22 protein-coding genes are annotated in these 22,001 nt (G+C 60.2%); all 22 read right to left on the reverse strand.

The features are described 5' to 3' along the window. Nucleotides 1–3: 3 nt before the first annotated feature. The 22 genes from OKB87_RS17805 to fliH all read right to left on the reverse strand — a co-directional run bounded on the left by OKB87_RS17805 (nt 4) and on the right by fliH (nt 21,973). Nucleotides 4–930: an OmpA family protein gene (locus tag OKB87_RS17805; protein WP_270828171.1), complete on the reverse strand. Its 927-nt coding sequence runs from the start codon at nt 928–930 to the stop codon at nt 4–6. A 2-nt stretch (nt 931–932) separates the two neighbouring features. Beyond that, entirely contained in the window at nt 933–1,670 is a 738-nt protein-coding gene (locus tag OKB87_RS17810) for a flagellar motor protein (RefSeq protein WP_024943899.1), read from the reverse strand. Between the two features lie 2 nt (nt 1,671–1,672). After that, nucleotides 1,673–2,788, reverse strand: coding sequence for a protein-glutamate methylesterase/protein-glutamine glutaminase (locus tag OKB87_RS17815; RefSeq protein ID WP_017409957.1), 1,116 nt, complete (start codon nt 2,786–2,788; stop codon nt 1,673–1,675). Nucleotides 2,789–2,820: 32 nt separating this feature from the next. Continuing rightward, nucleotides 2,821–5,013 (reverse strand): chemotaxis protein CheA, encoded by a 2,193-nt coding sequence (locus OKB87_RS17820; protein WP_270828172.1) that lies wholly within the window; start codon nt 5,011–5,013, stop codon nt 2,821–2,823. Between the two features lie 11 nt (nt 5,014–5,024). Continuing rightward, a complete protein-coding gene (locus OKB87_RS17825; RefSeq protein ID WP_011705289.1) occupies nt 5,025–5,765 on the reverse strand; it encodes a protein phosphatase CheZ in 741 nt (246 codons plus the stop codon). 12 nt (nt 5,766–5,777) lie between these two features. Further along, nucleotides 5,778–6,149, reverse strand: coding sequence for a chemotaxis response regulator CheY (gene cheY / locus OKB87_RS17830; RefSeq protein WP_005298814.1), 372 nt, complete (start codon nt 6,147–6,149; stop codon nt 5,778–5,780). 123 nt (nt 6,150–6,272) lie between these two features. After that, nucleotides 6,273–6,992 (reverse strand): RNA polymerase sigma factor FliA, encoded by a 720-nt coding sequence (locus OKB87_RS17835; RefSeq protein WP_017409955.1) that lies wholly within the window; start codon nt 6,990–6,992, stop codon nt 6,273–6,275. After that, nucleotides 6,985–7,860, reverse strand: coding sequence for a MinD/ParA family protein (locus OKB87_RS17840; protein WP_010634619.1), 876 nt, complete (start codon nt 7,858–7,860; stop codon nt 6,985–6,987). The genes OKB87_RS17835 and OKB87_RS17840 overlap by 8 nt, the downstream gene beginning before the upstream one ends. Nucleotide 7,861: 1 nt before the next feature. Beyond that, a complete protein-coding gene (flhF, locus tag OKB87_RS17845) occupies nt 7,862–9,283 on the reverse strand; it encodes a flagellar biosynthesis protein FlhF (RefSeq protein ID WP_270828174.1) in 1,422 nt (473 codons plus the stop codon). Between the two features lie 16 nt (nt 9,284–9,299). Then, nucleotides 9,300–11,402, reverse strand: coding sequence for a flagellar biosynthesis protein FlhA (flhA, locus tag OKB87_RS17850; protein WP_011705285.1), 2,103 nt, complete (start codon nt 11,400–11,402; stop codon nt 9,300–9,302). 107 nt (nt 11,403–11,509) lie between these two features. Continuing rightward, entirely contained in the window at nt 11,510–12,640 is a 1,131-nt protein-coding gene (gene flhB, locus OKB87_RS17855) for a flagellar biosynthesis protein FlhB (RefSeq protein ID WP_270828176.1), read from the reverse strand. 134 nt (nt 12,641–12,774) lie between these two features. Next, nucleotides 12,775–13,566, reverse strand: coding sequence for a flagellar biosynthetic protein FliR (gene fliR / locus OKB87_RS17860; RefSeq protein ID WP_270828178.1), 792 nt, complete (start codon nt 13,564–13,566; stop codon nt 12,775–12,777). A gap of 67 nt (nt 13,567–13,633) precedes the next feature. After that, nucleotides 13,634–13,903: a flagellar biosynthesis protein FliQ gene (gene fliQ, locus OKB87_RS17865; RefSeq protein ID WP_011705282.1), complete on the reverse strand. Its 270-nt coding sequence runs from the start codon at nt 13,901–13,903 to the stop codon at nt 13,634–13,636. Nucleotides 13,904–13,930: 27 nt separating this feature from the next. Continuing rightward, a complete protein-coding gene (gene fliP / locus OKB87_RS17870) occupies nt 13,931–14,710 on the reverse strand; it encodes a flagellar type III secretion system pore protein FliP (protein ID WP_016350054.1) in 780 nt (259 codons plus the stop codon). Further along, on the reverse strand, nt 14,697–15,080 hold the full coding sequence (gene fliO, locus OKB87_RS17875) for a flagellar biosynthetic protein FliO (protein ID WP_017778741.1): 384 nt from the start codon (nt 15,078–15,080) through the stop codon (nt 14,697–14,699). The genes fliP and fliO overlap by 14 nt, the downstream gene beginning before the upstream one ends. After that, a complete protein-coding gene (gene fliN, locus OKB87_RS17880; RefSeq protein ID WP_011705280.1) occupies nt 15,077–15,469 on the reverse strand; it encodes a flagellar motor switch protein FliN in 393 nt (130 codons plus the stop codon). The genes fliO and fliN overlap by 4 nt, the downstream gene beginning before the upstream one ends. 51 nt (nt 15,470–15,520) lie before the next feature. Further along, on the reverse strand, nt 15,521–16,591 hold the full coding sequence (gene fliM, locus OKB87_RS17885; RefSeq protein WP_270828179.1) for a flagellar motor switch protein FliM: 1,071 nt from the start codon (nt 16,589–16,591) through the stop codon (nt 15,521–15,523). A gap of 9 nt (nt 16,592–16,600) precedes the next feature. Continuing rightward, a complete protein-coding gene (gene fliL, locus OKB87_RS17890; RefSeq protein WP_011705278.1) occupies nt 16,601–17,119 on the reverse strand; it encodes a flagellar basal body-associated protein FliL in 519 nt (172 codons plus the stop codon). A 57-nt stretch (nt 17,120–17,176) separates the two neighbouring features. Next, the gene (locus OKB87_RS17895) at nt 17,177–19,204 is read right to left on the reverse strand and encodes a flagellar hook-length control protein FliK (RefSeq protein ID WP_270828180.1); all 2,028 of its coding nucleotides are present in this window, start codon (nt 19,202–19,204) and stop codon (nt 17,177–17,179) included. Nucleotides 19,205–19,295: 91 nt separating this feature from the next. Then, nucleotides 19,296–19,736 (reverse strand): flagellar export protein FliJ, encoded by a 441-nt coding sequence (fliJ, locus tag OKB87_RS17900; RefSeq protein WP_011705276.1) that lies wholly within the window; start codon nt 19,734–19,736, stop codon nt 19,296–19,298. Between the two features lie 26 nt (nt 19,737–19,762). Then, nucleotides 19,763–21,094, reverse strand: coding sequence for a flagellar protein export ATPase FliI (gene fliI / locus OKB87_RS17905; protein WP_011705275.1), 1,332 nt, complete (start codon nt 21,092–21,094; stop codon nt 19,763–19,765). Between the two features lie 72 nt (nt 21,095–21,166). Further along, on the reverse strand, nt 21,167–21,973 hold the full coding sequence (gene fliH, locus OKB87_RS17910; RefSeq protein WP_270828181.1) for a flagellar assembly protein FliH: 807 nt from the start codon (nt 21,971–21,973) through the stop codon (nt 21,167–21,169). Nucleotides 21,974–22,001: the final 28 nt, after the last annotated feature.

The raw sequence follows: 22,001 nt of genomic DNA on the forward strand, positions 1-22,001 counted from the left end.
GTATCAATCCTGCCTCGTTGTTATGCGTATGCCACCACCTGGCAGCGTGATCACCTTGACCTCTCCTGCCTCGACCGCCTGTTGCACTGCCGGTACTTGCGTCTCCGTTACAGGCTGCACCGGGGGAGTTGATACCGGAGCAGGTGGCACCCAGGCGAACTTGGAAATAGCGACCACCACCTTGCGATTCTGTAAACGCCCCTGCTCGGTACTGTTATCCGTGAAGGGAGAAAACTCCCCGTAAGCTTCATAGGCCAACCGCTGCGGCGCTATCCCTTTGGCGATGAGCGCAGTGAGCACGGCTTCCGCCCTTGCCGCAGACAACGTCCAGTTAGAACGAAAAATTTCATTATTTATCTGCTGGTTATCGGTATAGCCGCGCACTCTTACATAGTTATCGACCTGCTTCAGAATACTTGAAAGAGTATTTAGCACGGGATCGGCATTGGTACTCATGAAGGCACTGCCACTGCCGAACAACAGACCTGAGCTCAGCTCGACCGTCAACCAGTTGTCATTGAGCGTCAGCTTGACTACCCCGGCCTCGACCAGAGAACCCATGCTCTCCTGCAATTGCGTATCGATCTTCGCAAGAGTCATACCATCTTGCGCGATGGGAACACCTGAGATGGGAGCCAAAGAGGGTGAACGGGCTGTGGCGCTCTCCAAAACCGAGGAGGCGGCAGATACCTCGTTGTTCAACAACGACTTTCCCTGCCCTTCCAGCAAACCGTCGCTGCGTGGCTGCATGACGTTGAATGCCTGAGTCATACCATCGATGACCGCGCGATACTTGTCCTTGTTGACCAGTGCCACCGAATAGAGCACCACAAACAGGGCGAAGATCAGCGTCATGTAATCGGCGTAGGAAACCAGCCAGCGATCGAGATGTTCCCGACCTTGCAGATGCAAACGGTAGCGCTTGCGCATGGCTATTCTCCCTTCAGATAAGCCTTCAACCGCCGTTCAACCTGAGGACCATTTTCACCATGGGCGATTGCCATCAAGCCTTCCAGCGTCATCTCCTGAAACAAGGCGTAATGATAGTGAAAAGCCCGCAACCGGTTGGCAATCGGCAGGTATAGCAGGTTGGCAAAGCCAACCCCGTAAATAGTGGCGACAAACGCAACGGCGATACCGGCCCCCAGCGAGGCGGGTTCTTCCAGATGAAACATGGCCTGGATAAGTCCAATCACGGCACCAATGATACCTATGGTCGGACTGTAACCCCCCATGGCTTCAAAGACCCTGGCGGAGTGTTCGTTTCGCTCCTGCTCGATATCGATATCTGCTTCCAGCAACATGCGAATATCATCTATCGACACCCCGTCCACTATCATGGTGAGCCCCTGCCGGGTAAATTCGTCGCTCTCCTGATCAGCCTGGTTCTCCAACGCCAGCAACCCTTGCTGACGTGCAAACACGGCCCAGGCTTGCAGTCGTTCAGCTTGTGCGACCAGATCCCAGGCGGGAGGTAACAGCATCCAACGGGTCTGTCTTATCGCTTCCAGTAGAAACTTGCGTGGCGTCTGCAAAATGACAGCCCCCCAGGTTCCTCCTACAACGATGACGAAAGCAGGCCCGTCAAGCAGGGTGAGCAGGTTGCCACCATGCCATAACTGGGCAATGGCTATGGCTCCCAGTGCCAGGATAAGGCCGAACATGCCCATCGTTAGCGACCCAGCTCAACCAGAATTCGTTGTGCAACCCGATCCAGCGGCAGTGACTCCGTAGCGATGCCGGCTTTGGCAACCGCTTGCGGCATGCCATATACCACGCAGGAAGCTTCATCCTGTGCCCAGATGGTAGAGCCCTGCTCCTTGAGTAGACGCGCACCATCCCGACCATCCGCCCCCATCCCGGTCAACACGATGGCGAGTACCTTGTCGGCATAGGTTTTGGCTGCAGAGGCAAAGGTGATGTCGACGCACGGCTTGTAATTCACCTTGTCATTGCCATCGACGATCCGGATACGGGCACCCGCACCACGCCCCTCCAGCAGCATCTGCTTGCCGCCCGGAGCCAGGTAGGCATGGCCAGGTTTGAGCACATCGCCATCTTCCGCTTCCTTGACCCCGATCTGGCACAGACCGTTGAGGCGAGCAGCAAACGCGGCGGTAAAGGTTGCCGGCATATGCTGGATCAACAAGATGGGATGAGGGAAATCACCGGGTAATTTGGTCAACACGTTCTGCAGCGCAACCGGGCCACCCGTCGAGGTACCGATGGCCACCAGCTGATAACTCTTGCCACTGCGTTTGAAGGCAGCCGCAGGCATGGCGCGCGGCGGTTCGGCCTGACGCTCTGCCGGCCGGGCGATTGAGCTGCCCAGCGGGGAACGGGCGGCAGGTTCAGGGGCTTTGGGACGAGCAGGTGCCGCCATCAGGAAACGCTTGCGAGAAATCTCCTTTACTCGCTGCTGCAACAGGCGAACGGCTTCATCTTTGTCACGAGCGATATCTTCAAATTTCTTGGGCAGGAAATCGAGCGCCCCGGCATCCAGCGCATCCAGCGTCGCTTTGGCCCCTTCATGGGTCAAAGAGGAGAACATCAGGATCGGAGTCGGACACTTAGCCATGATCTCGCGTACAGCACTGATGCCATCCATCACGGGCATCTCGATGTCCATGGTGATCACATCCGGGCGTAGCTGGATCGCCTTGTCCACGGCCTCGCGCCCATTTTGGGCCGTATCGATCACCGTCAGCATGGGATCCTGAGTGATGATCTCACTGACCCGACGACGGAAGAAGCTCGAATCGTCGACAACTAATACCTTGACTGCCATTGTTATTTTTCTAACTCCTTGGGCCTGGGCTATCAATGTCTACGGGCATACGCCTTGAGCAGACTCGGCACATCCAGAATGAGTGCAATACCGCCATCGCTGGTGATGGTGGCTCCCGCCATGCCTGGGGTACCTTGCAACAGGCTGTCCAGCGGCTTGATCACCACTTCTTCCTGGCCAATCAGGTTATCCACGACAAAACCGATCTGCTGCGTGCCAATCTGCACGATGACCACATGACCCGTATCCTGCCGTGACTTCTTGTGCTTGCCCCTGACTAGCCAGTTGTACAGATAGAAGAGCGGGATGGCTTTTTCGCGCACTATGATGGTGAGCTGGCCATCCACCATGTTGGCCTTCTTAAGGTCCAAGTGGAAAATCTCGTTCACGCAGCCCAGCGGCAGCGCGAAGGTCTGCTCACCCACTTCTACCATCAGGGTCGGCAGAATGGCCAAGGTCAGCGGCACCTTGATTTCAAGACGGGTACCCTTGCCCCAGGTCGAATCGATATGCACCGAGCCATTGAGGCTGACGATACTGGTCTTCACCACGTCCATCCCGACACCACGGCCGGAGATATCCGAGATCTCGGACTTGGTAGAAAAACCGGGGGCGAAGATCAGGTTGTAGGCATCGTTGTCACTCATCCGCGCCGCCGTATCGACATCCAGCACACCACGGCTGATAGCGATGGACTTGAGCTTCTCAGGATCCATACCAGCACCATCATCTTCGATGCACAGCAAGATATGATCGCCCTGCTGGGAAGCACTCAGGGTAATGGTACCCTGCCGTGGCTTGCCTGCTTTCTCACGGACATCCGGCATTTCAACCCCATGGTCACAGGAGTTGCGCACCAGGTGAACCAGCGGGTCAGCCAGCGCTTCAACCAGGTTCTTGTCCAGATCCGTCTCTTCCCCCACCATCACCAGCTCGATTTCTTTCTTGAGGGTTCGAGCCAGATCACGAACGACGCGCGGGAAGCGACCAAACACTTTCTTGATAGGCTGCATGCGGGTTTTCATCACCGCACCCTGCAGATCTGCCGTCACCACATCCAGGTTGGCAACCGCTTTTGACATGTCTTCATCGTTGCTGGCAATACCAAGGCTGACCAGACGGTTGCGCACCAATACCAGCTCACCCACCATGTTCATGATGACGTCCAGCGTCTTGGTATCCACCCGTACAGTGGTATCGCTTTGTACTGCGTTGTCTGCAGGAGCAGGGGCCGGTTGCTTGGCTGGAGCAGGGGCTGGTGCCGGTTTTGCCGGTGCAGCAGCCGGTTTGGCGGCAACAGGGGCCGGGGCAGACTTGGCTGCTGGAGCTGGCGCGGCGGCAGCGGGTACTACCGCGGCCTGCACAGGTGCGGCTGGCGGTGGAGTAATACTGGTTTGCGGCCCCTGGCCACGACCGTGCAGTTCATCCAGCAGACGCTCGAATTCATCGTCATCGATTAGTTCATCGACTTCTTTTTGTACTGATTTCAATGGATTGCTTTCAGGGGCACCGCCATGTTGGCCCTGACCATGCAACTGATCGAGTAGAGCCTCGAATTCATCGTCGGTAATATCACCAGAGCTTGCCACTACCGGGCTGGCGGCAGCAGTCGGAGCACCTCCCACCCCATGCAGTTCATCGAGCAGGCGTTCGAACTCATCGGCGGAGATCTCATCGATGGACCCCCCACCGCTGACGACGGAAGACGCGGGGACGGGATCGGCAACAGGTTCCGGCATGGCTGCGGCCACCTCGACCACCTCCTCAATGGCAGGAGCCATCTCTTCGGAGGCCACATTGCCACCCGCAGAGGCGGTCAATAGCTGCTCTTCCCCTTCAGGCTTGCAGAGCTCATGCAGGTCGTGCAGGATTTCAGCGGAAGCTGGGCTTGGCGGTTCGCGATTCTGCACCTGGGCAAACATCACATTGATGGCATCCAGCGCCTGCAAAATGACATCCATCAACTCGGCAGTAACGGTCCGCTTGCCATTGCGCAAGATATCGAACACGTTTTCGGCACCGTGACAAACATCCACCAACTCGGTCAGCGAGAGAAAGCCGGCACCGCCTTTGACGGTATGGAAGCCGCGAAATATGGCATTCAACAGATTCTTGTCATCGGGTCGCTTTTCCAAGTCGACCAGTTGTTCAGACAACTGTTCCAATATTTCGGATGCTTCGACCAAAAAGTCTTGCAGTATGTCTTCATCAACTTCGAAGGCCATGCGTCACTCCATTAAAATCCCAGGCTAGACAGCAGATCGTCCACATCATCCTGACCATTGACCACATCGGAACGAGTCTCAGGGTTCATGATGGGGCCTTCAGCTTCAATCCCGCTTACAGGAAGGCTGCGAGAAGAATGCTCAGCAGATGCCTCACCAAACATAGTCAGCATTTCTATTAATTTAGTTTCAACTTCCTGAACCAACTTGATGACCTTGCGGATCATCTGGCCGGTCAAATCCTGAAAATCTTGCGCCATCAGGATTTCTGTCAGCAGTTGCCGTAATTTATCGGCATCAGATTCAGAAGCCTTAATGAAATCATCCAGTTGGTGACACAAAGACTTGAACTGCCCAACACTCATCTCTCTGCTCATCAGGGCATTCCAGTTGGGCAGAACAAGCTGAATATTGTCATTTAGTCGGTCGGCAATCGGTAGACTGGCTTCCACGGCATCCATGGTGCGATTGGCAGCCTTGTCCGTCATGTCGATGACATAACTGAGTCGCTCCCGCGCATCGGGGATTTCATGGGTGGCCAGATCGGGGATCCGGGGATCTAACCGAAAATCTTGTAGGGAATCATGCAGTTGTCGGGTCAACTGACCCACTTTGTCAAACAGGGCCGCCGCATTGGGAGCACACGCATCGGCGATGAGAGTGTCGGCCTGTTCAAATTCACCTTGCTCAAGATGGGCAACAAGCATCCTTGCCTGATCGAGCGAAATCATTGCACTCGTTTTGGCCTTCATCCCTGCTGCTCCTTAGCCGATTCGTTCAAAGATTTTGTCGAGTTTCTCTTTGAGCGTTGCAGCAGTGAAAGGCTTGACGATATAGCCATTGACGCCCGCCTGGGCAGCTTCAATGATCTGCTCGCGTTTCGCTTCGGCAGTCACCATCAGTACCGGCAGGTGTTTTAGTTTGTCATCGACGCGAATAGCCTTGAGCAGGTCTATGCCTTGCATGCCAGGCATGTTCCAGTCGGTCACGACAAATTGAAAATCACCATTTTTCAACATTGGCAAGGCCGTGTTGCCATCGTCTGCTTCGTGGGTATTGTTGAATCCCAAGTCACGCAGCAAGTTCTTGATAATCCGGCGCATCGTTGAAAAATCGTCAACAATGAGGATTTTCATGTTCTTGTCCAAAATTCCCTCCTAAATAGCCGCCAGAGCGGCTCACTTACATGATGCAGATCGCAGGTTTTGTTTTGCGGATTATGCCTTAGAGTTTTGTTTCAGTGTAGCCAGTACAAACACTTATACATGCCAATCTCTTAAACGCGCGCGTAATCTGTGCATCGCCTGACTGTGTATCTGGCTCACGCGAGACTCGCTGACGTTCAATACCTCGCCTATTTCACGCAAGTTCAGTTCTTCATCGTAGTAAAGGGAGAGCACCAGCGCTTCCCGCTCCGGCAAGCGGCCGATGTGTTCGGCCAGCGCTCCTTGAAAACGCTCGGCGGCCAGTTCATCAAACCCGTTGCTGCCCGGCTCGTCATCGGGGTGGCCAATGACATCCTCGCTGACGCCAAGATCTTCGATGCCGATGATCTTGCCGCAGGAGACATCCTGCAGCATGGCGTGATACTCACCAAGGCTGACCCCCATCTGGGCTGCGACTTCGCTATCACGAGCATCACGGCCATGGGCTTGTTCAACATTTTCGATGGCTTCGGCGATGGTGCGGCTGTTGCGGTGTACCGAACGCGGCACCCAGTCACCCCGCCGGATCTCGTCGAGCATGGAACCACGGATACGGATCCCGGCGTAAGTTTCAAAGCTGGCCCCCTTGCTGCCGTCAAAATTGCGGGAGGCTTCGAGCAATCCAATCATACCTGCCTGGATCAGGTCATCCAGCAAGACACTGCTTGGCAGGCGAGCCAACAAATGCTGGGCGATCCGTTTCACCAGCGGAGCATGACGCTCGACCAGCACATAGGAATCCTGATGACGCAAGTACGCTTGGGCTTTATTCACGGGAACCTTCCTGTGCTATGACCGGCTTTTGCAGCAAATTTTCTAGGAAAAATTCGAGATGACCGCCGGGTTGGTTAGGAATGGGCCAGCTTGCCGCCTTGTTGGCCAGCGCTCTGAACGCCAGCGCGGCCGGGGACTTGGGGAAGGCTTCGACAATCAGCTTCTGCTTGCGCACGGCGGCTCGCAGATTGGTGTCATAGGGGACGCAGGCAACCAGCTCCAGCGAGGTATCCAGAAAACGATCGGTGACCCGGGTCAGCTTGGCATAGAGTTCCTGCCCTTCACGCAAGGAGCGAACCATGTTGGCCACCACCTTGAAGCGGAAGACACCGTGCTCCTTGGAGAGGATCTTGATGAGGGCGTAAGCATCCGTGATGGAGGTCGGTTCATCGCACACCACCACCATGATGTCCTGGGCCGCACGGGTGAAGCTCAGCACCATGTCGGAGATGCCGGCCGCCGTATCCACCAGCAGGATGTCTACCTGGGTCTTCATCTCGCTGAAAGCGCGGATAAGCTCGGCGTGTTGCACCGGCGAGAGCTCGACCATGGACTGGGTGCCCGAGGTGGCCGGCACTATCATCATGCCGTACGGGCCCTCGACGATGATGTCGTCGATGGTGCATTCGCCGGCCAACACATGGGACAGGTTGCGATGCACCCGCAGCCCCAGCATGACGTCCACGTTGGCCAGGCCAAGGTCGGCGTCCAGTACCATCACCCGTTTGCCCTGGGCGGCCATGGCTCCCGCCACGTTCAGGGTCACGTTGGTCTTGCCGACGCCCCCCTTGCCACCAGACACGGCGATCACTTTTACTCGATTGTTTTGACGCATTTTGCGCAGACCACTCGCCTGATCCATATACATGTTACTCATAAAACTCCGAATCTTCGGCCTCGCCAAAGCCTGTGCCCCAGAAATAGGGTTCTTCTGTTTCCCGCTCCAACGAGCCCATGGCAGCTCCGACGAGCTGTGCCGCATTGGCGACCTGAATATCTTCCGGAACCCTTTGTCCATCAGTGATATAGCTGATGGGCAATGCATTCTGGATACACACGTTAATCACTTCGCCCAGATTCAGACTCTCATCCAATTTGGTAAGTATGCAGCCGCTCAATGGAATGCGCCGGAAATGGTCCACCGCTTCCTGCATCACCCGACGCTGGGAAGTGGCCGACATCACCAGGTAGCTGCGGATGCGTACCTTGGCATTCTTGACCAAGGTATCGAGCTGCTCGGTCAGCCGGATATCCCGCTGCCCCACTCCGGCAGTATCGATGAGCACCAGCCGGCGGTGACGGAACTGATAGAGCGCATTGGCCAGCTCCTCGGCATCCCGCACCTGCCGCACCGGGCAGCCCATAATGCGACCATAGGTCTGCAACTGCTCATGGGCACCGATCCGGTAGTTGTCGGTGGTGATGAGCGCCACCTGCTCGGCGCCATACTTCATGGCAAACCGCGCCGCCAACTTGGCGATGGTGGTGGTCTTGCCCACCCCGGTCGGCCCGAGCAGGGCAACCGCCCCACCCTGCCGCAGAATTTCGTCTTCGCTAATCTTGAGCTGGGCCGTCAACACCTCGGCCAACTGGGCCATGGCCTGATGAATGGACATATCCTCGGGGATAAGGCCAGCCAGCTGATCGGCAAAGGCATCGTCAAACCCTATCTTCTTGAGCTCCTTGATGAGCAGGGCACGCATCGGCTCGCGGCGCTCCACCTCCTGCCACATCAAGCCGGAGATCTGGTGCTCCAGCAGCTTGCGGATGCTGGCCATCTCCTTGCGCATCCCCTCCATCTCCTGATCCCGCTGGGGGGATTGGGGAGCACGGCCGGGCGCGGCGGTTCTCGTCTTCGGTTTGGCAGGCTCGGGAGCCGCTCCCCACTGCCCCTGCTCGGCCAGAGTACGGGGCGCGCCGCTGGCTGCAGCCGACGGGGCGCCGCTCTGGCCCCCCTGACCGTTCTGGGCCGGGTTCAGCTTCTGCTGGCGTGCCAGCAGGGCGGCCAGGGTGTCGGCATAATGTTCGTTCTGCTCCTGGGCCGGACTCGGTGCAGGGCGGGTCATCTGCCGTCCGGCAGACGAGATATTGACGCTCTCATCGTTCAACTGACGGCGAACCGGCGCATCTTTGGGTCCCGGAACCTGGGATTGATAATCGACAGCGGCGACTATTTCCACCCCACCGGTGACCTTCTTGTTGGACATGATGACGGCATCGGGCCCGAGAGTCTCCTTGACCTCGGCCAGAGCCGTTCGCATGTCCTTGGCAAAAAACCGCTTAATCTTCACCCGTCATCTCCGCTAACTAGTTCTGCCCTACCGCACTGACGATGCGGATTTGCTTGTCATCAGGCACTTCCTGATAAGACAGAACGCGCAATCCAGGAATGGCATTCTTGACAAATTTCGCCAGGGTATTGCGCAGTATCCCTGATGTCAGAAGCACGGCCGGTTGGCCTTCCAGTTCTTGTCGTTGAGTGGCTTCCACCAGCGAGCGTTGCATCCGCTCCGCCAGACCCGGCTCTATGCCGGCGCCATCACCACCCCCTGCCTGCAGGGATTGATGCAATATACGTTCCAATTCCGGTGCCAAGGTGATCACCGGCAGTTCGGGATCCGGGCCGGCAATCTCCTGCACGATCAGCCGGCGCAGGGCGATACGGCAGGCCGCCGTCAGCACTTCCGGATCCTGGCTGCGCGGGGCATATTCCACCAGGGTCTGCAGGATAGTGCGCATATCGCGGATTGGCACGCCTTCATTAAGCAAATTCTGCAACACCTTCACCAGGTTACCCATGGTGATGACCTCAGGAACCAGCCCTTCCACCAGCTTGTTCTGGTGCTTCCCAATCATGTCGAGCAACTGTTGTACTTCGTCATGGCCCAGCAACAGGGCGGCATGGTTGGAGAGGATCTGGCTGAGGTGAGTGGCCACCACGGTCGCGGTATCCACCACCGTGTAGCCAAGGGTCTGCGCCTGGGAGACCTGCTCCTTGGCAACCCACACCGCCTCCAGCCCGAAAGCGGGATCCCGGGTCGCAACCCCCTGGATCTGGCCAAACACCTGGCCCGGATTGATGGCCATTTCCTTATCATGGTAAACATTGGCCTCGCCGGTACTGACTCCCATCAAGGTGATGCGATATTGGTTCGGGGCGAGATCCAGGTTGTCGCGGATATGTACCGCAGGCACCAGAAAACCCAGCTCCTGGGAGAGCTTCTTGCGCACCCCCTTGATCCGGTTGAGCAGCTCGCCGCCCTGGTTGCGATCCACCAGCGGGATGAGTTGATAACCCACCTCCAGCCCGATGATATCCACCGGCATCACGTCGTCCCAGCTCAGGTCTTTCTGCTCATGGGTCTGCTCCGTGCTCGCCGGCATCAGCTCGCCCTTGGCCGCCTTGGCCGCCAGCTGTTTCTCGCGGCGCAGCAGCCACCAGGCACCGGCAGCGGCGATGGCCCCCAGACTGAGGAACGCCAGATGGGGCATGCCGGGTACGCTGCCCATCATCAGCAGGATACCGGCCGAAATGATCAGGGCTTTGGGATTGTCGAACAACTGGCCCAGCACCGCGGTGCCCATGTCCTGATCCGTGTTCTGGCGGGTCACTATGATGGCGGCGGCGATGGAGAGCAGCAGCGACGGGATCTGGGCCACCAGACCGTCACCGATGGCGAGCAGGGTATAGATCTGGGCCGCTTCGCTGAAAGTGAGCTGGTGCTGCACCATGCCGATGATGAAGCCGCCCAGGATGTTGATGAAAAGGATCATGATCCCCGCCACCGCATCCCCTTTCACGAATTTCGAGGCACCGTCCATGGAACCGTAGAAGTCGGCTTCCTGGGTCACGTCCTGGCGGCGCTTCTTGGCCTCTTCCTGATTGATGAGACCGGCGTTCAAGTCCGCATCGATGGCCATCTGTTTGCCGGGCATGGCATCCAGGGTGAAGCGGGCGCTGACTTCTGAGATCCGGCCCGCACCCTTGGTGACCACCACGAAGTTGATGATCATCAGGATCATGAAGACGATGATACCGACCGTGTAGTTGCCGCCGATCACCACGTTGCCGAAGGCTTCGATCACGTGGCCGGCCGCCGCACTGCCGTTGTGGCCTTCCAGCAACACCACCCGGGTAGAGGCGACGTTGAGTGCCAGCCGCAGCAGGGTCGCTATCAGCAACACGGTCGGGAAGGCGGCAAATTCGAGCGGGCGGCGGGTGTAGACGGCTACCAGCAGCACCACGATGGAGAGCGCGATGTTGAAGGAAAACAGGATATCCAGCATCAGCGGCGGAATGGGCAGCACCACCATGCCAAGAGAGGCCAGCACCAGCAGCGGCGTCCCCAGGCCCTTGGTCAACAGCCACTTGTACTCTTTAATTCGGCCCAATGATGCCTGGAGTTTCATCGTTTTTCTCAATCTCAAACCGCTGATGCCAGATTAAAGCAAACATCAAGCCAATAATACAAGGCATTGAAATACAATGATTTTATTTTGACTGTGTCAGAAGTTTGTCATTTGCGGAATTCGGTTGGAATGGGCAGATCCTTGGCCAGCGGGTTGGGACGGCGACCACGGCCACGACGGAACTTCTTGAGCTGATAGACATAGGCCAGCACCTGGGCCACGGCGGCAAACAGCCCTTCCGGGATCTCGTGACCAATCTCGGTGGCGTGGTAGATGGCGCGGGTCAACGCCGGGGACGGCATCACAGGGATCTCGTACTCCCTGGCTATCTCTCTGATCTTCATCGCAATTTCATCGGTGCCCTTGGCCACTACCTTGGGCGCGCTGCCCGGCTTGGCCGTATCGTACTTGAGCGCCACCGAGTAGTGGGTCGGGTTGGTGATCACCACGTCCGCCTTGGGCACATCCCCCATCATGCGGCGCATCGCCATCTCCATCTGCAAGCGGCGGATCCGCCCCTTCACCTCGGGTTTGCCTTCGCTGTCCTTGAACTCGTCCTTGACCTCCTGCTTGGTCATCTTGAGCTGGCGCATGTGGTTCCACTGCTGGAACGGCACGTCGATGGCCACGATGGGAATGAGGGCGCAGCAGAGGATGATCAGCATCCACAGCAGCAGATCCAGCGCGTCTATGATGCCGCCTGGGTAGCCCTCGAGGGAGAGATTGAGCAGGTGGTTGAACTGGCTGGAGAGCATCCACCAGGCAAACAGGGAGATGAACACCACCTTGGCGATGGACTTGACCAGCTCGACCAGGGATTGCACCCCGAACATCCGCTTGATGCCGTTGAGCGGGCTCAGCTTGCTCCACTTGGGCAGCATGGCTTCGGAAGAGAAGTTCATGCCCCCCATCAGGGTGTTGCCGACGAAGGCGGCGATGGCCACCAGCATGAACAGCGGACCGAGGGGGTGCAGCAGCTCCCGCAGCAGGGCCGGCAACATGGTCATCATGGCATTGGGATCGAACGCCTGCTCCCGATCCAGGGTAAAGCCCATGGTGAGCACCTTGACCATGGCGCCAGCCAGGCTCTCCTTGACCATCAGCAGGCCAAACACGGCAGCCAGCAGGACGCTGGCGGTACCCAGCTCCTTGGATCGTGCAATCTGCCCTTTTTCCCGGGCTTGTTGCAGTCGTTTGCCCGTGGGTTGTTCGGTACGTTCCTGATCGGTATCAGCCATGCTGACCCCCGTACAGGTCGAGGCAATCAGGCATCAAAGCTGCCTGAACGCCGTTGTTGAGTAGCACGAAGCCAACAGAGCAGACCCAGGCGGTCTGCCCCGCGCAATGGAGCCCCCAGCCTGCCGCCGGCATCTTACTGGCCCCCCAGACACTGGGTGCCGATGAGGGTGCAGCTGGTCTCCTGCACCCGCTCCCACATGCTGTCGAAATGGCCGAGGAAACCACCTATGGTCAACCAGAGGATCAGCAGGCCCGACATCATGCTGACCGCAAAGCCGATGCTGAAGATGTTGAGCTGGGGTGCGGCACGGGTCATGACGCCGAAAGCAAAGTTGATGAGCAGCAGGGCGACGATGGCAGAGAGCGCCATCACCAGCGAGGCCTGATACATGACCCCGAGAAAACCGATCAGATCGCGAATGGAGGGCAGGCTGAGGCCGCTGTCCGAGACCGGCAGGGTATCAAAGCTCAGCACCACCATGCGCAGCATGATGAGGTGACCATCCACCGCCAGAAACACCAGGGTCGCCAGCATCAGGTAGAACTGGCCCACCACCGGTGCCGACTGGCCGTTCATGGGGTCCACCAGGGTGGCAAAACCCAGGCTGGTCTGCATGGCGATGATCTGGCCGGCCATCACGAAGCTCTCCATCAGGAACTGGGTCATGAGGCCGAGCGCGACCCCGATGAGCAACTGCTGGCCCAGCACCAGAAAACTGCCGACCGAGAACAGCTCGATCTTGGGCATGGGGGGAAGCAAAGGGGCAATCATCAGGGTCAGCGCCAGCGCCAGGCTGATGCGCACACGGGCCGGTGTCAGGCGGCTGCCAAACACCGCCATCACCATCAGCAGCCCGCTCACCCGCGCCAACGGCCAGACGATGGAAGACAACCACTCCATGATGAGAGCGATTGTGTAGGTCATCCGGGCACCTTGCGGGCCATCGAGGCCGGCAACGGGCGCAGAAGGGCGCCCTGCTCGAGCGGGCCCTTCATCCCACCACCTCCGGAATTTGGCTCACCATCAGCAGGAAGAAGTCCATCAGACTCTGCAAGCCCCAGTGCGCCCCCGCCCCCAGCGCAAACAGGGTGACGATGAGACGGGGCAAAAAGCTCAAGGTCTGTTCGTTGATGGAGGTGGCCGCCTGGAAGATGGCCACCAGCAGGCCCACGCAGAGGCTCGGCAGGATCACGGCACACACCATGATGGTGACCAGCCAGAGCGCCTCGCGAAACACGTCGATAAAGGTTTCAGGACTCATGCCGTTCGCTCCTTGCGTTGCTCGCCCTTAACCACCGGCGCCCAGCCCGAAGCTGTTGGCCAGGGATCCCAGGATCAGGTTCCAGCCATCCACCATGACGAACAACATCAGCTTGAATGGCAGGGAGACCAGCATCGGCGACAACATCATCATCCCCATCGCCATCAGGATACTGGCCACCACCAGGTCTATCACCAGGAACGGCAGAAACAGCATGAAGCCTATCTGGAACGCGGTCTTGAGCTCGCTGGTGACAAACGCCGGGATCAGCACCCGCAGCGGCACGTCGGCGGGCTTGTCCACCTGCACGTTCGCTATCTCCATGAAGGTGTTGAGATCCTTGATCCGGGTCTGGGCCAGCATGAACTGGTGGATGGGCAGTTCGGCCTTCTCCAGCGCCTCCTTGGCCTGGATGGTCTCGGCCAGATAGGGTTGCAGCGCCTCGTTGTTGATGCGATCCAGCACCGGCGACATGATGAAGAACGACATGAACAGGGCGATGCCGATCAACACCTGGTTGGAGGGGCTCTGCTGCAGGCCGATGGCCTGGCGCAGGATGCCGAGCACTATGATGATGCGGGTAAACGAAGTCATCATGATGACCATGGCCGGCAGGAAGGAGAGCGCCGTCATCAGCGCCAGCACCTGCAGGGTCAGGCTGTATTCCTGGCTGCCGTCCGCCATGGTCTTGATGGTGACTGCCGACATGCCGTCCTGGGCCAGCGCCAGCGGCGAGCAGAGGATCAGGAGGGATAACAGGCCGACCAGCAGCCCACCGTGCGGCCGTGAGCCGTTAGCTTTTTTCATGCTTGCCCATCAATTTGCCAAGCTGCTGGGAGAACGCCTGGGGCTGGCTCTCGTCCAGCGGCTCTTCCAGGCGATAGAGAAAGTTGACCTGCTGCGGCGTCACCCCGAGCAGCAGTTGCTGTTCGCCCACCTTGACCACCAGCAGCTTCTCCTTGTAGCCCACCGGCAGACTGGCGATGACTCGCATCTGACCGCCCCCCATGGCGGTGGCAATCTTGCTCTTCTTGAGCAGGAAACCGAGCACCAGGATGAGGCCGATGACCATCAGGCTGGAGAGCAGCCAGGAGGTGAGGCTGGGCGGATTGGCGCCCGCACCGGGTTCGGCCAGTGCGGGGAGGGACAACAGCAGTAACGGGAACGCGCGGATCATTTGAGCTTCTTGATCCTTTCGATCTGGCTGATGACGTCGGTCAGCCGGATGCCGAACTTGTCGTTCACCACCACTACCTCACCGTGGGCGATCAGGGTGCCGTTGACCAGTACGTCGAGCGGCTCACCCGCCACCCGATCCAGCTCCACCACCGAGCCCTGGTTGAGCTGCAGCAGGTTGCGGATGCTGATCTGACTGCGGCCCACTTCCATGGCGATGGTCACCGGAATATCCAGAATGGTATCCAGCTTGCGCCGCTCCTCGGCACTGATGGGGGCATCATCCTTGAGCTCTTCGAGGGGAGCGGGCTTGGCTTCGGCAGTCACCTGCTCTTCCAGCGCGGCTGCCCAGGCGTCCGCCATCAGATCCTCTTCATCAGTTCCGCTCATCTTGAATTCCTTATGCTGCTTTCTTGACGGCCTGCCAGCGCAGATCGCCGTTTATCGTTGTTGATCTTCGATGCTGCGCTCGAGCTCTTCCAGCTCGGCCTCACCATCGATGCGTACACCGCCCCGGGTCACCAGATGCATCTCGGTCTTGACCCCTTCCGGGCGCTTGAGTTTGTCGGTGATCTTGAGCGCCACATTGTCCTTGGTCCGCCCCATCTTGGCATGGAAGGTAGGCAAGTCCTCCACGAACACCAGCAGGTTCTCCGGCATCTCCACCGGGATGATGTCGCCAGGTTGCAGCTCCATCAGCTCGCGCAGGGTGAGCTCGGTCTCCAGCAACTTGGCCCGCAGCTCCACCTTGACGTCCATGATCTCGTCGCGCAGCGCCTTGCTCCAGCGCACGTCGGTGTCACCCTTGTCGCTCTGCACGCCGGCGTCCAGCAGCTCGCGGATAGGCTCCAACATGGAGTAGGGCATGGCCACGTGAAAGTCACCGCCACCACCATCCAGCTCGATGTGGAACGAGCTGACCACGATCACCTCGGTGGGGCTGACGATGTTGGCCATGGCCGGGTTCACCTCGGAGTCGAGATACTCGAAGCCCACGTCCATCACCGGCGCCCAGGCGTCCTTGTAATCCTCGAACACCAGCTTGAGCAGCATCTGGATGATGCGCCGCTCGGTGGGGGTGAACTCGCGCCCCTCGATCTTGGCGTGGTAGCGGCCGTCGCCACCGAAAAAGTTCTCCACCAGGATGAAGACCAGTCGCGCCTCCATGGTGATGAGCGCCGTCCCCTTGAGCGGACGGAAGCGCACCATGTTGAGACTCGTTGGCACGAACAGGGTGTGCACGTACTCGCCAAACTTGAGCATCTGCACGCCGTTGATGGAGACCTCGGCGGTGCGGCGCATCATGTTGAACAGGCTGATCCGCATGTGGCGGGCGAAACGCTCGTTCACCAGCTCCAGGGTCGGCATGCGACCACGGACGATGCGGTCCTGGGAGGAGAAGTCGAACTGGGCGACGCCGGGATCCCCCGCCGCGCCTATATCTTCCTCTTCGACATCATCGACCCCGTGCAAGAGGGCATCAATTTCGTCCTGACTTAACAGATCGCTCACGCTTCACCCTTATTGCATGACAAAGCCGGTAAACAGCACTTGTTCGATAACGGGGGAAGAGACCAGGTCATTGAGCACCCGACGGCACTCTTCCAGTGAATCCTTGCGCAGCTTCTCCTTGCCCTCGAAGGTCATCAGCTGCTCGCTGGTGGCCGCACTGAAGACCCGCAGCAGGGTGCCTTCGATGAGGGGGATATTCTGCTTAGCCAGCGTCTCGTCGGCGGTGCCGCGCACCATCAGCTGGATCTTGATCTGCACCAGCCGGTCACGCTGACCACCGGAGACGTTGAACACGAAGGGGCGCGGCATGCCCACGTAGAGCGAAGGCTGGGGTGCCGCCTCTTTGGGCTTAGCATCTTTGCCCTCCCCTGCGGCCTCGGCCGCCGGTTTGTCGCCGCCGGACAGCATGAACCAGGCACCGGCCCCACCGCCACCCAGCACAATCACGGCCAGGGCGATAATCATGATCAGCTTTTTTTTCTTGCCTGCCGCCGGGTCTTTCAGCGTCAGTTCGTTATCGTCTGCCATCCCTTGTCCACCCTAGTCTCAAACTTGTTCGATATCATAAACTTACTCGGGCTGGCATCAAGCATAGAAATCAATTCCGCTGTCGTTTGTCGATTCCGTCGACAAACGCATGCCGGCGCCCGTGACCTCTGCCTCAGTTTGGCCTGTTTCAGCAAAAGATCCGCTGCCTTTTTGGCCTTGCTGGCCCTGACCGGCAAACGCCGACTGGCCCTGTGACTGCTGCTGCGGCTGTTGTTGCACCAGGGTCTGGCCCAGCTGGATGCCCTGTCCGGCCAGCATATCACGCAGCCGGGGCATGGCCTGCTCCAGCATCTCCCGGGTCTGGCCGTGCTGCACCACGAAATGGACGTTGGCCTGGCTGTCTGCCCCCATCTGGATCTGGATCTTCATCTTGCCAAGGCCGAGGGGATCGAGCTGGATCTCCGCCTGCTGCAGCTTGTCCGCCAGCATCAGATTGACCTTCTGATGCAACTGGGCCGGCGCCTCCGGATCGGCCAGCTTGAGGTGGGGCAGGTTGGCGGGCTCGCGCCGCGCAGCCGCTTCGGTGGCCGCCGGCCGGTTGTCATGACCCACCGCCTGGGGCTGGCTGTTCTGCTGGACCTGCTGGCTGCGGCTGCTCTCCGGAGTGGTGGTCGTCTCGCTGCTCTCCTGGGCACCGCCACGAGCCAGCTCTGCCACCTTCTGCTTCACGTCGACTTTCACCTCGCTGCGGGCCCTGGGCGCGTCGCTGCGCTCGGTGGCTTCCATCTGCTTGAGCCCGGCTGACAGGCTGGCCAGGGACGCTTGCGGGCCCTGCGGCTCGCTGCTGGCCAGCACCTGTTGCGGCGCCACCAGCACGGGTTCGCTGGCAGGGGCGGTGGCCGGCGCCGGTGTGCCGCTGCTGGCGGCAGGAGCAGGCTGGCCCTCGGCCTTGGCGGCTACCGGCTTGGACTGCCCATCCCCCTCGGTGGTGGTCTGCGTCGGCGCCTTGTCAGCAGCGGCGCTGCTCGAGCCGCCATCGGTGCGGGTCACCCCCTCTTCAAACGCTCTGGCTGCGCCGGGCTGAGTGGCCACGGCCTGGTGGGTGGCCTGCAGCGGAGCGGTTTTTACCGACTCTTCCTTGCCCGCCATGGGCGGCACCACAGGCTTGGCCCCCTTGTCGGCGCCCTCCAGCTGGATCTTGGTGTCATTCTCACCCTGTTCGCTTAACGTGGCGGCGGGCACCTTGCTCAACAAGGCCGCCCGCTCGGCGGTGGAGAGCTCGTTTTTGCTCCCCTTGGTCTCTTTGCCATTGCTATCGGCCTGTTGGTCGGCATTGACACCGGCACCGCTCTCCTTGCCACCGCTCTCTTTCCCGGCTCCCTGCAGCTGAGCCGCCAGGGCGGCGTCATCCGTCATGACAGCATCCGGTTGCGCGGCTTTCGCATCAATCGGCACACTGGTTTCGCCCGTGAGCAAGCTGGCAGCCTGGCGGGCCAACGCGGCGGCACTGGTCGTCGCCCCCTGCTTGTCGCTGCTGCCGGCGAGCGGCTGGGTGAGGGTGGCCGATGCCTCGGCCGACTCGGCGTCCGCGTCTTTGTGCGGCAACATCTTGCCGTCCGTCTCGACGACGGGAGCCGTGGCGACCAGATTGATGGCCGGTGGGGCCACCAGGGAGGTGTCCTGTTTGAGGGCATCCTGCAGACGCTGCAAGAAATCGTTGGGGGCGAGAGCGGGGTCGGGCTCGCTTCCCTTCTGTGGTTTGTCGTCGGCGCCAGCGGCCTCTTCGGCCTCATTCGCCAAAGATTTGGCAGCCTCGCCCTTGGCGGTCGGCACCGGCTTGTTGCTCTCCAATGCACCAGCACTCCCCTGCTCAGCGCCGGGCCGCGCCGGAGCCTTGCTATCTGCGTTGGGGGCCTTGCCATCAGCGTTGGCAACCTTGCCATCGGCTTTGACATTGACCTTGTCAGCCTGCTGCACCCGGTTCATCACCTCGGAAAAGCCGACCTTGCCGTCGCTCTGCAGGGCCCCTTCACCGCCATCCTGGCTCGCCGTCAGCACAGCGCTCTTGTCGGCAGCGACAGCGGTCGGTGCGGCGGGAGAATTGGTTAACAGTGTCTGCATCATGGTGAAGATTCCTGGCGACATTCGGCTTCGGGTTTATCCTCAGCTCCCCGGGGGAAGTGAGGCGCACACGGGATGGCAAGAAGAAAGCAAGTTACAGGCCAGAATGGTGGAAACGGCGCAGCATGGCGTACTCGTCCAGCATCTTCTGCTCCTGACGCTGGGCTTTCTGCTGCTCCCGGCCCGCCTGCTTGGCCAGCAGCAACTCCACCGCCTTGCGCCGCTGCTGGGCGGCCAGCCACTCCTCGCGGCGCAGTTCCAGAGCCTGGCGTACCTGCAGCACCCCCTCGTACTGCTGGGTGGCTGCCTGCTCAAGCTTGTTGATGAAGGCGTGATACTGGCTGTTCTGCTGGGCACCTATGCCCTGCAGGCCGCGGTCGGTCCACTGCTGGTGGTAGATCTGGCGGTACTGGTTGAGCGCGTCCTGCTGCTCCATGAAGATCTTCAAGTCCTGCTGGGCCTTGGCCAGCGCCAGCGCCGCCTGCTGTTCGGCCTCCACCAGCCGCTCCGACAACATTACCAAGCCTTTACTCATGGGCACATCTCCCTCTTATCTTCTCGTCAACGCATCAGCGGCATGGCCACCAGCTGCAGGGCCTGCAGGCCCGCATCGTAGTGAATGACCTCGCGCATGCCTTGCTGCAAGAACTGATCCAGATAGGGTTTCTGGATGATGGCGCGGTCGATGCGGGGGTCCGAGCCCTGGCTGTAGGCACCGATGGTGATGAGATCGCGGTTCTGCTGGTAGAGGGAGTAGAACTGCTTGAGGGTGCGCGCCAGCTCCATGTGTTCCGGCGAGGTCACCATGGGCATTACCCGGCTGATGGACTTTTCGATGTCGATGGCCGGGTAGTGACCCGCATCGGCCAGCTCGCGCGACAGCACTATGTGGCCGTCGAGGATGGCCCGTGCCGCGTCGGCAATGGGATCTTGCAGATCGTCCCCTTCCGTCAGCACGGTGAAGAATGCCGTGATCGAGCCCTGGCCGTCGCTGCCGTTGCCGGCCCGCTCGACCAGTGCCGGCAATTTGGCGAACACCGAGGGTGGATAGCCCTTGGTGGCCGGCGGCTCGCCCACCGCCAGGGCGATCTCGCGCTGGGCCTGGGCGTAACGGGTGAGCGAGTCCATCAGCAGCAGCACGTTGAGCCCCTGATCGCGGAAATACTCGGCGATGGCCAGCGCCGTCTCGCACCCCTTGAGCCGCATCAGCGGCGAGGCATCGGCCGGCGCCGCCACCACCACGGAGCGGGCACGCCCCTCCTCCCCCAGGATCTCCTCGATGAACTCCTTCACCTCGCGGCCCCGTTCGCCGATGAGCCCCACCACCACCACATCGGCCACCGAGCCGCGGGTCATCATGCCGAGCAGCACGGATTTGCCGACGCCGGAGCCGGCGAACAGCCCCATCCGCTGGCCCTGCCCCACGGTCAGCACGGCGTTGATGGCGCGCACCCCCACGTCCATCGGTTGATGGATCGGGCGGCGGGAGAGCGGGTTGATGCGGTGCTGGGCAAACTGCACCGTCTGGGAAGAGAGGATGGGGCCAAGCCCGTCCAGCGGCTGGCCGATGCCGTCGATGACCCGGCCCAGCAGGTTCATGCCGACCGGGATGCCGTGCTCCTCGGTGATGGGCACTACCCTGGCACCGGGAATGACCCCCTTGAGCTGCTCGCTTGGCATCAGAAACAGCCGATCGCCGGAGAAGCCCACTACTTCGGCCTCCAGCGAGCCATCCTGGGTGTCGATGCGACAGAGCGCTCCGATGGCGGCGCGGCAGCCGATGGCTTCGAGGGTCAGCCCCACCACCCGGGTCAGCTTGCCGGCCACCGGCGGTTTGGGGGCGATATCGCGTACCCGATACCCTTGCAACCGATTGAGTAACGAGCCGCTCATCCGGCCTCCTGAGATATGACGTTGAATGGGTAGAGAAAGCAGACGGGCCGCACCCTGGCGGCCCGCACGCCCTTAGCCGCGGGCATCCTGCGATGCATTGTCGCGCAGGAAGTTGCGCAGCAGCTGATCGATGCGCCCCGCGAGGGTCAGATCGATGCTGGAGAGTTCGGTGGCCAGCTGCAGATCGCCGGGGGAGAGGGTGGGATCGCTTTGCAGCCGCCAGTGGCGCTTGACGCACTCCTCGGCACCGAACGCCTGCTCGACCCGGGCCAGATCGTCCGGGTGCAGCATCAGGGTGACCCCCAGTTCGGCGGCCGGCAACAGCGCCAGCCCCTGCTTGAGCGCTTCGAGCAACAGCCGGGGCGAGGTTTCAGCCTCGTGACGGATGAGGGCGCGGGCCAGCTGCATCACCAGGGCGATGAGCTGCTGCTCCACCGCACCGTCCAGCTCCTTGAGCGGGTTGGCGAGGCGATCGATCAGCCCCTGCCAGTGGCTCATCTGCTGATCCACCAGCTCGCGGCCGAGGGCCAGCCCCTCCTCCTTGCCCTGTTCCAACCCGGCGGCATGGCCCTGCTGCAGACCTTCCAGCTTGCCCTCTTCGAGCCCCTTGGCGTAACCGGCGTCACGCCCCTCGGCCATTCCCTCTTCCCAGGCGGCCTGGCGAATCGCTTCGAGCTCCTCGGCAGTGATGCTGGGGGCCGGCTCCTCCACCGGCTCTTCGACCGGGACCTCTTCTTCCTGCCGATACCAGTCCGGCGTCAGCCCGAGGGCATTGGTCTCCACTTCGGCCTCGACCTCCATCTCGGGCCAGCCCCAGGTCTGGACCTGGCTCTCATCCCCGTCGGGTCTGACATAACCGCGCAGCTTGTTGTTGTTCATCTGCCTGCCGCACTCCTTGCCATAATGC

Origin of the sequence: Aeromonas sp. Y318-1, from assembly GCF_027706125.1 — a bacterium.
GTDB lineage: Bacteria > Pseudomonadota > Gammaproteobacteria > Enterobacterales > Aeromonadaceae > Aeromonas > Aeromonas hydrophila.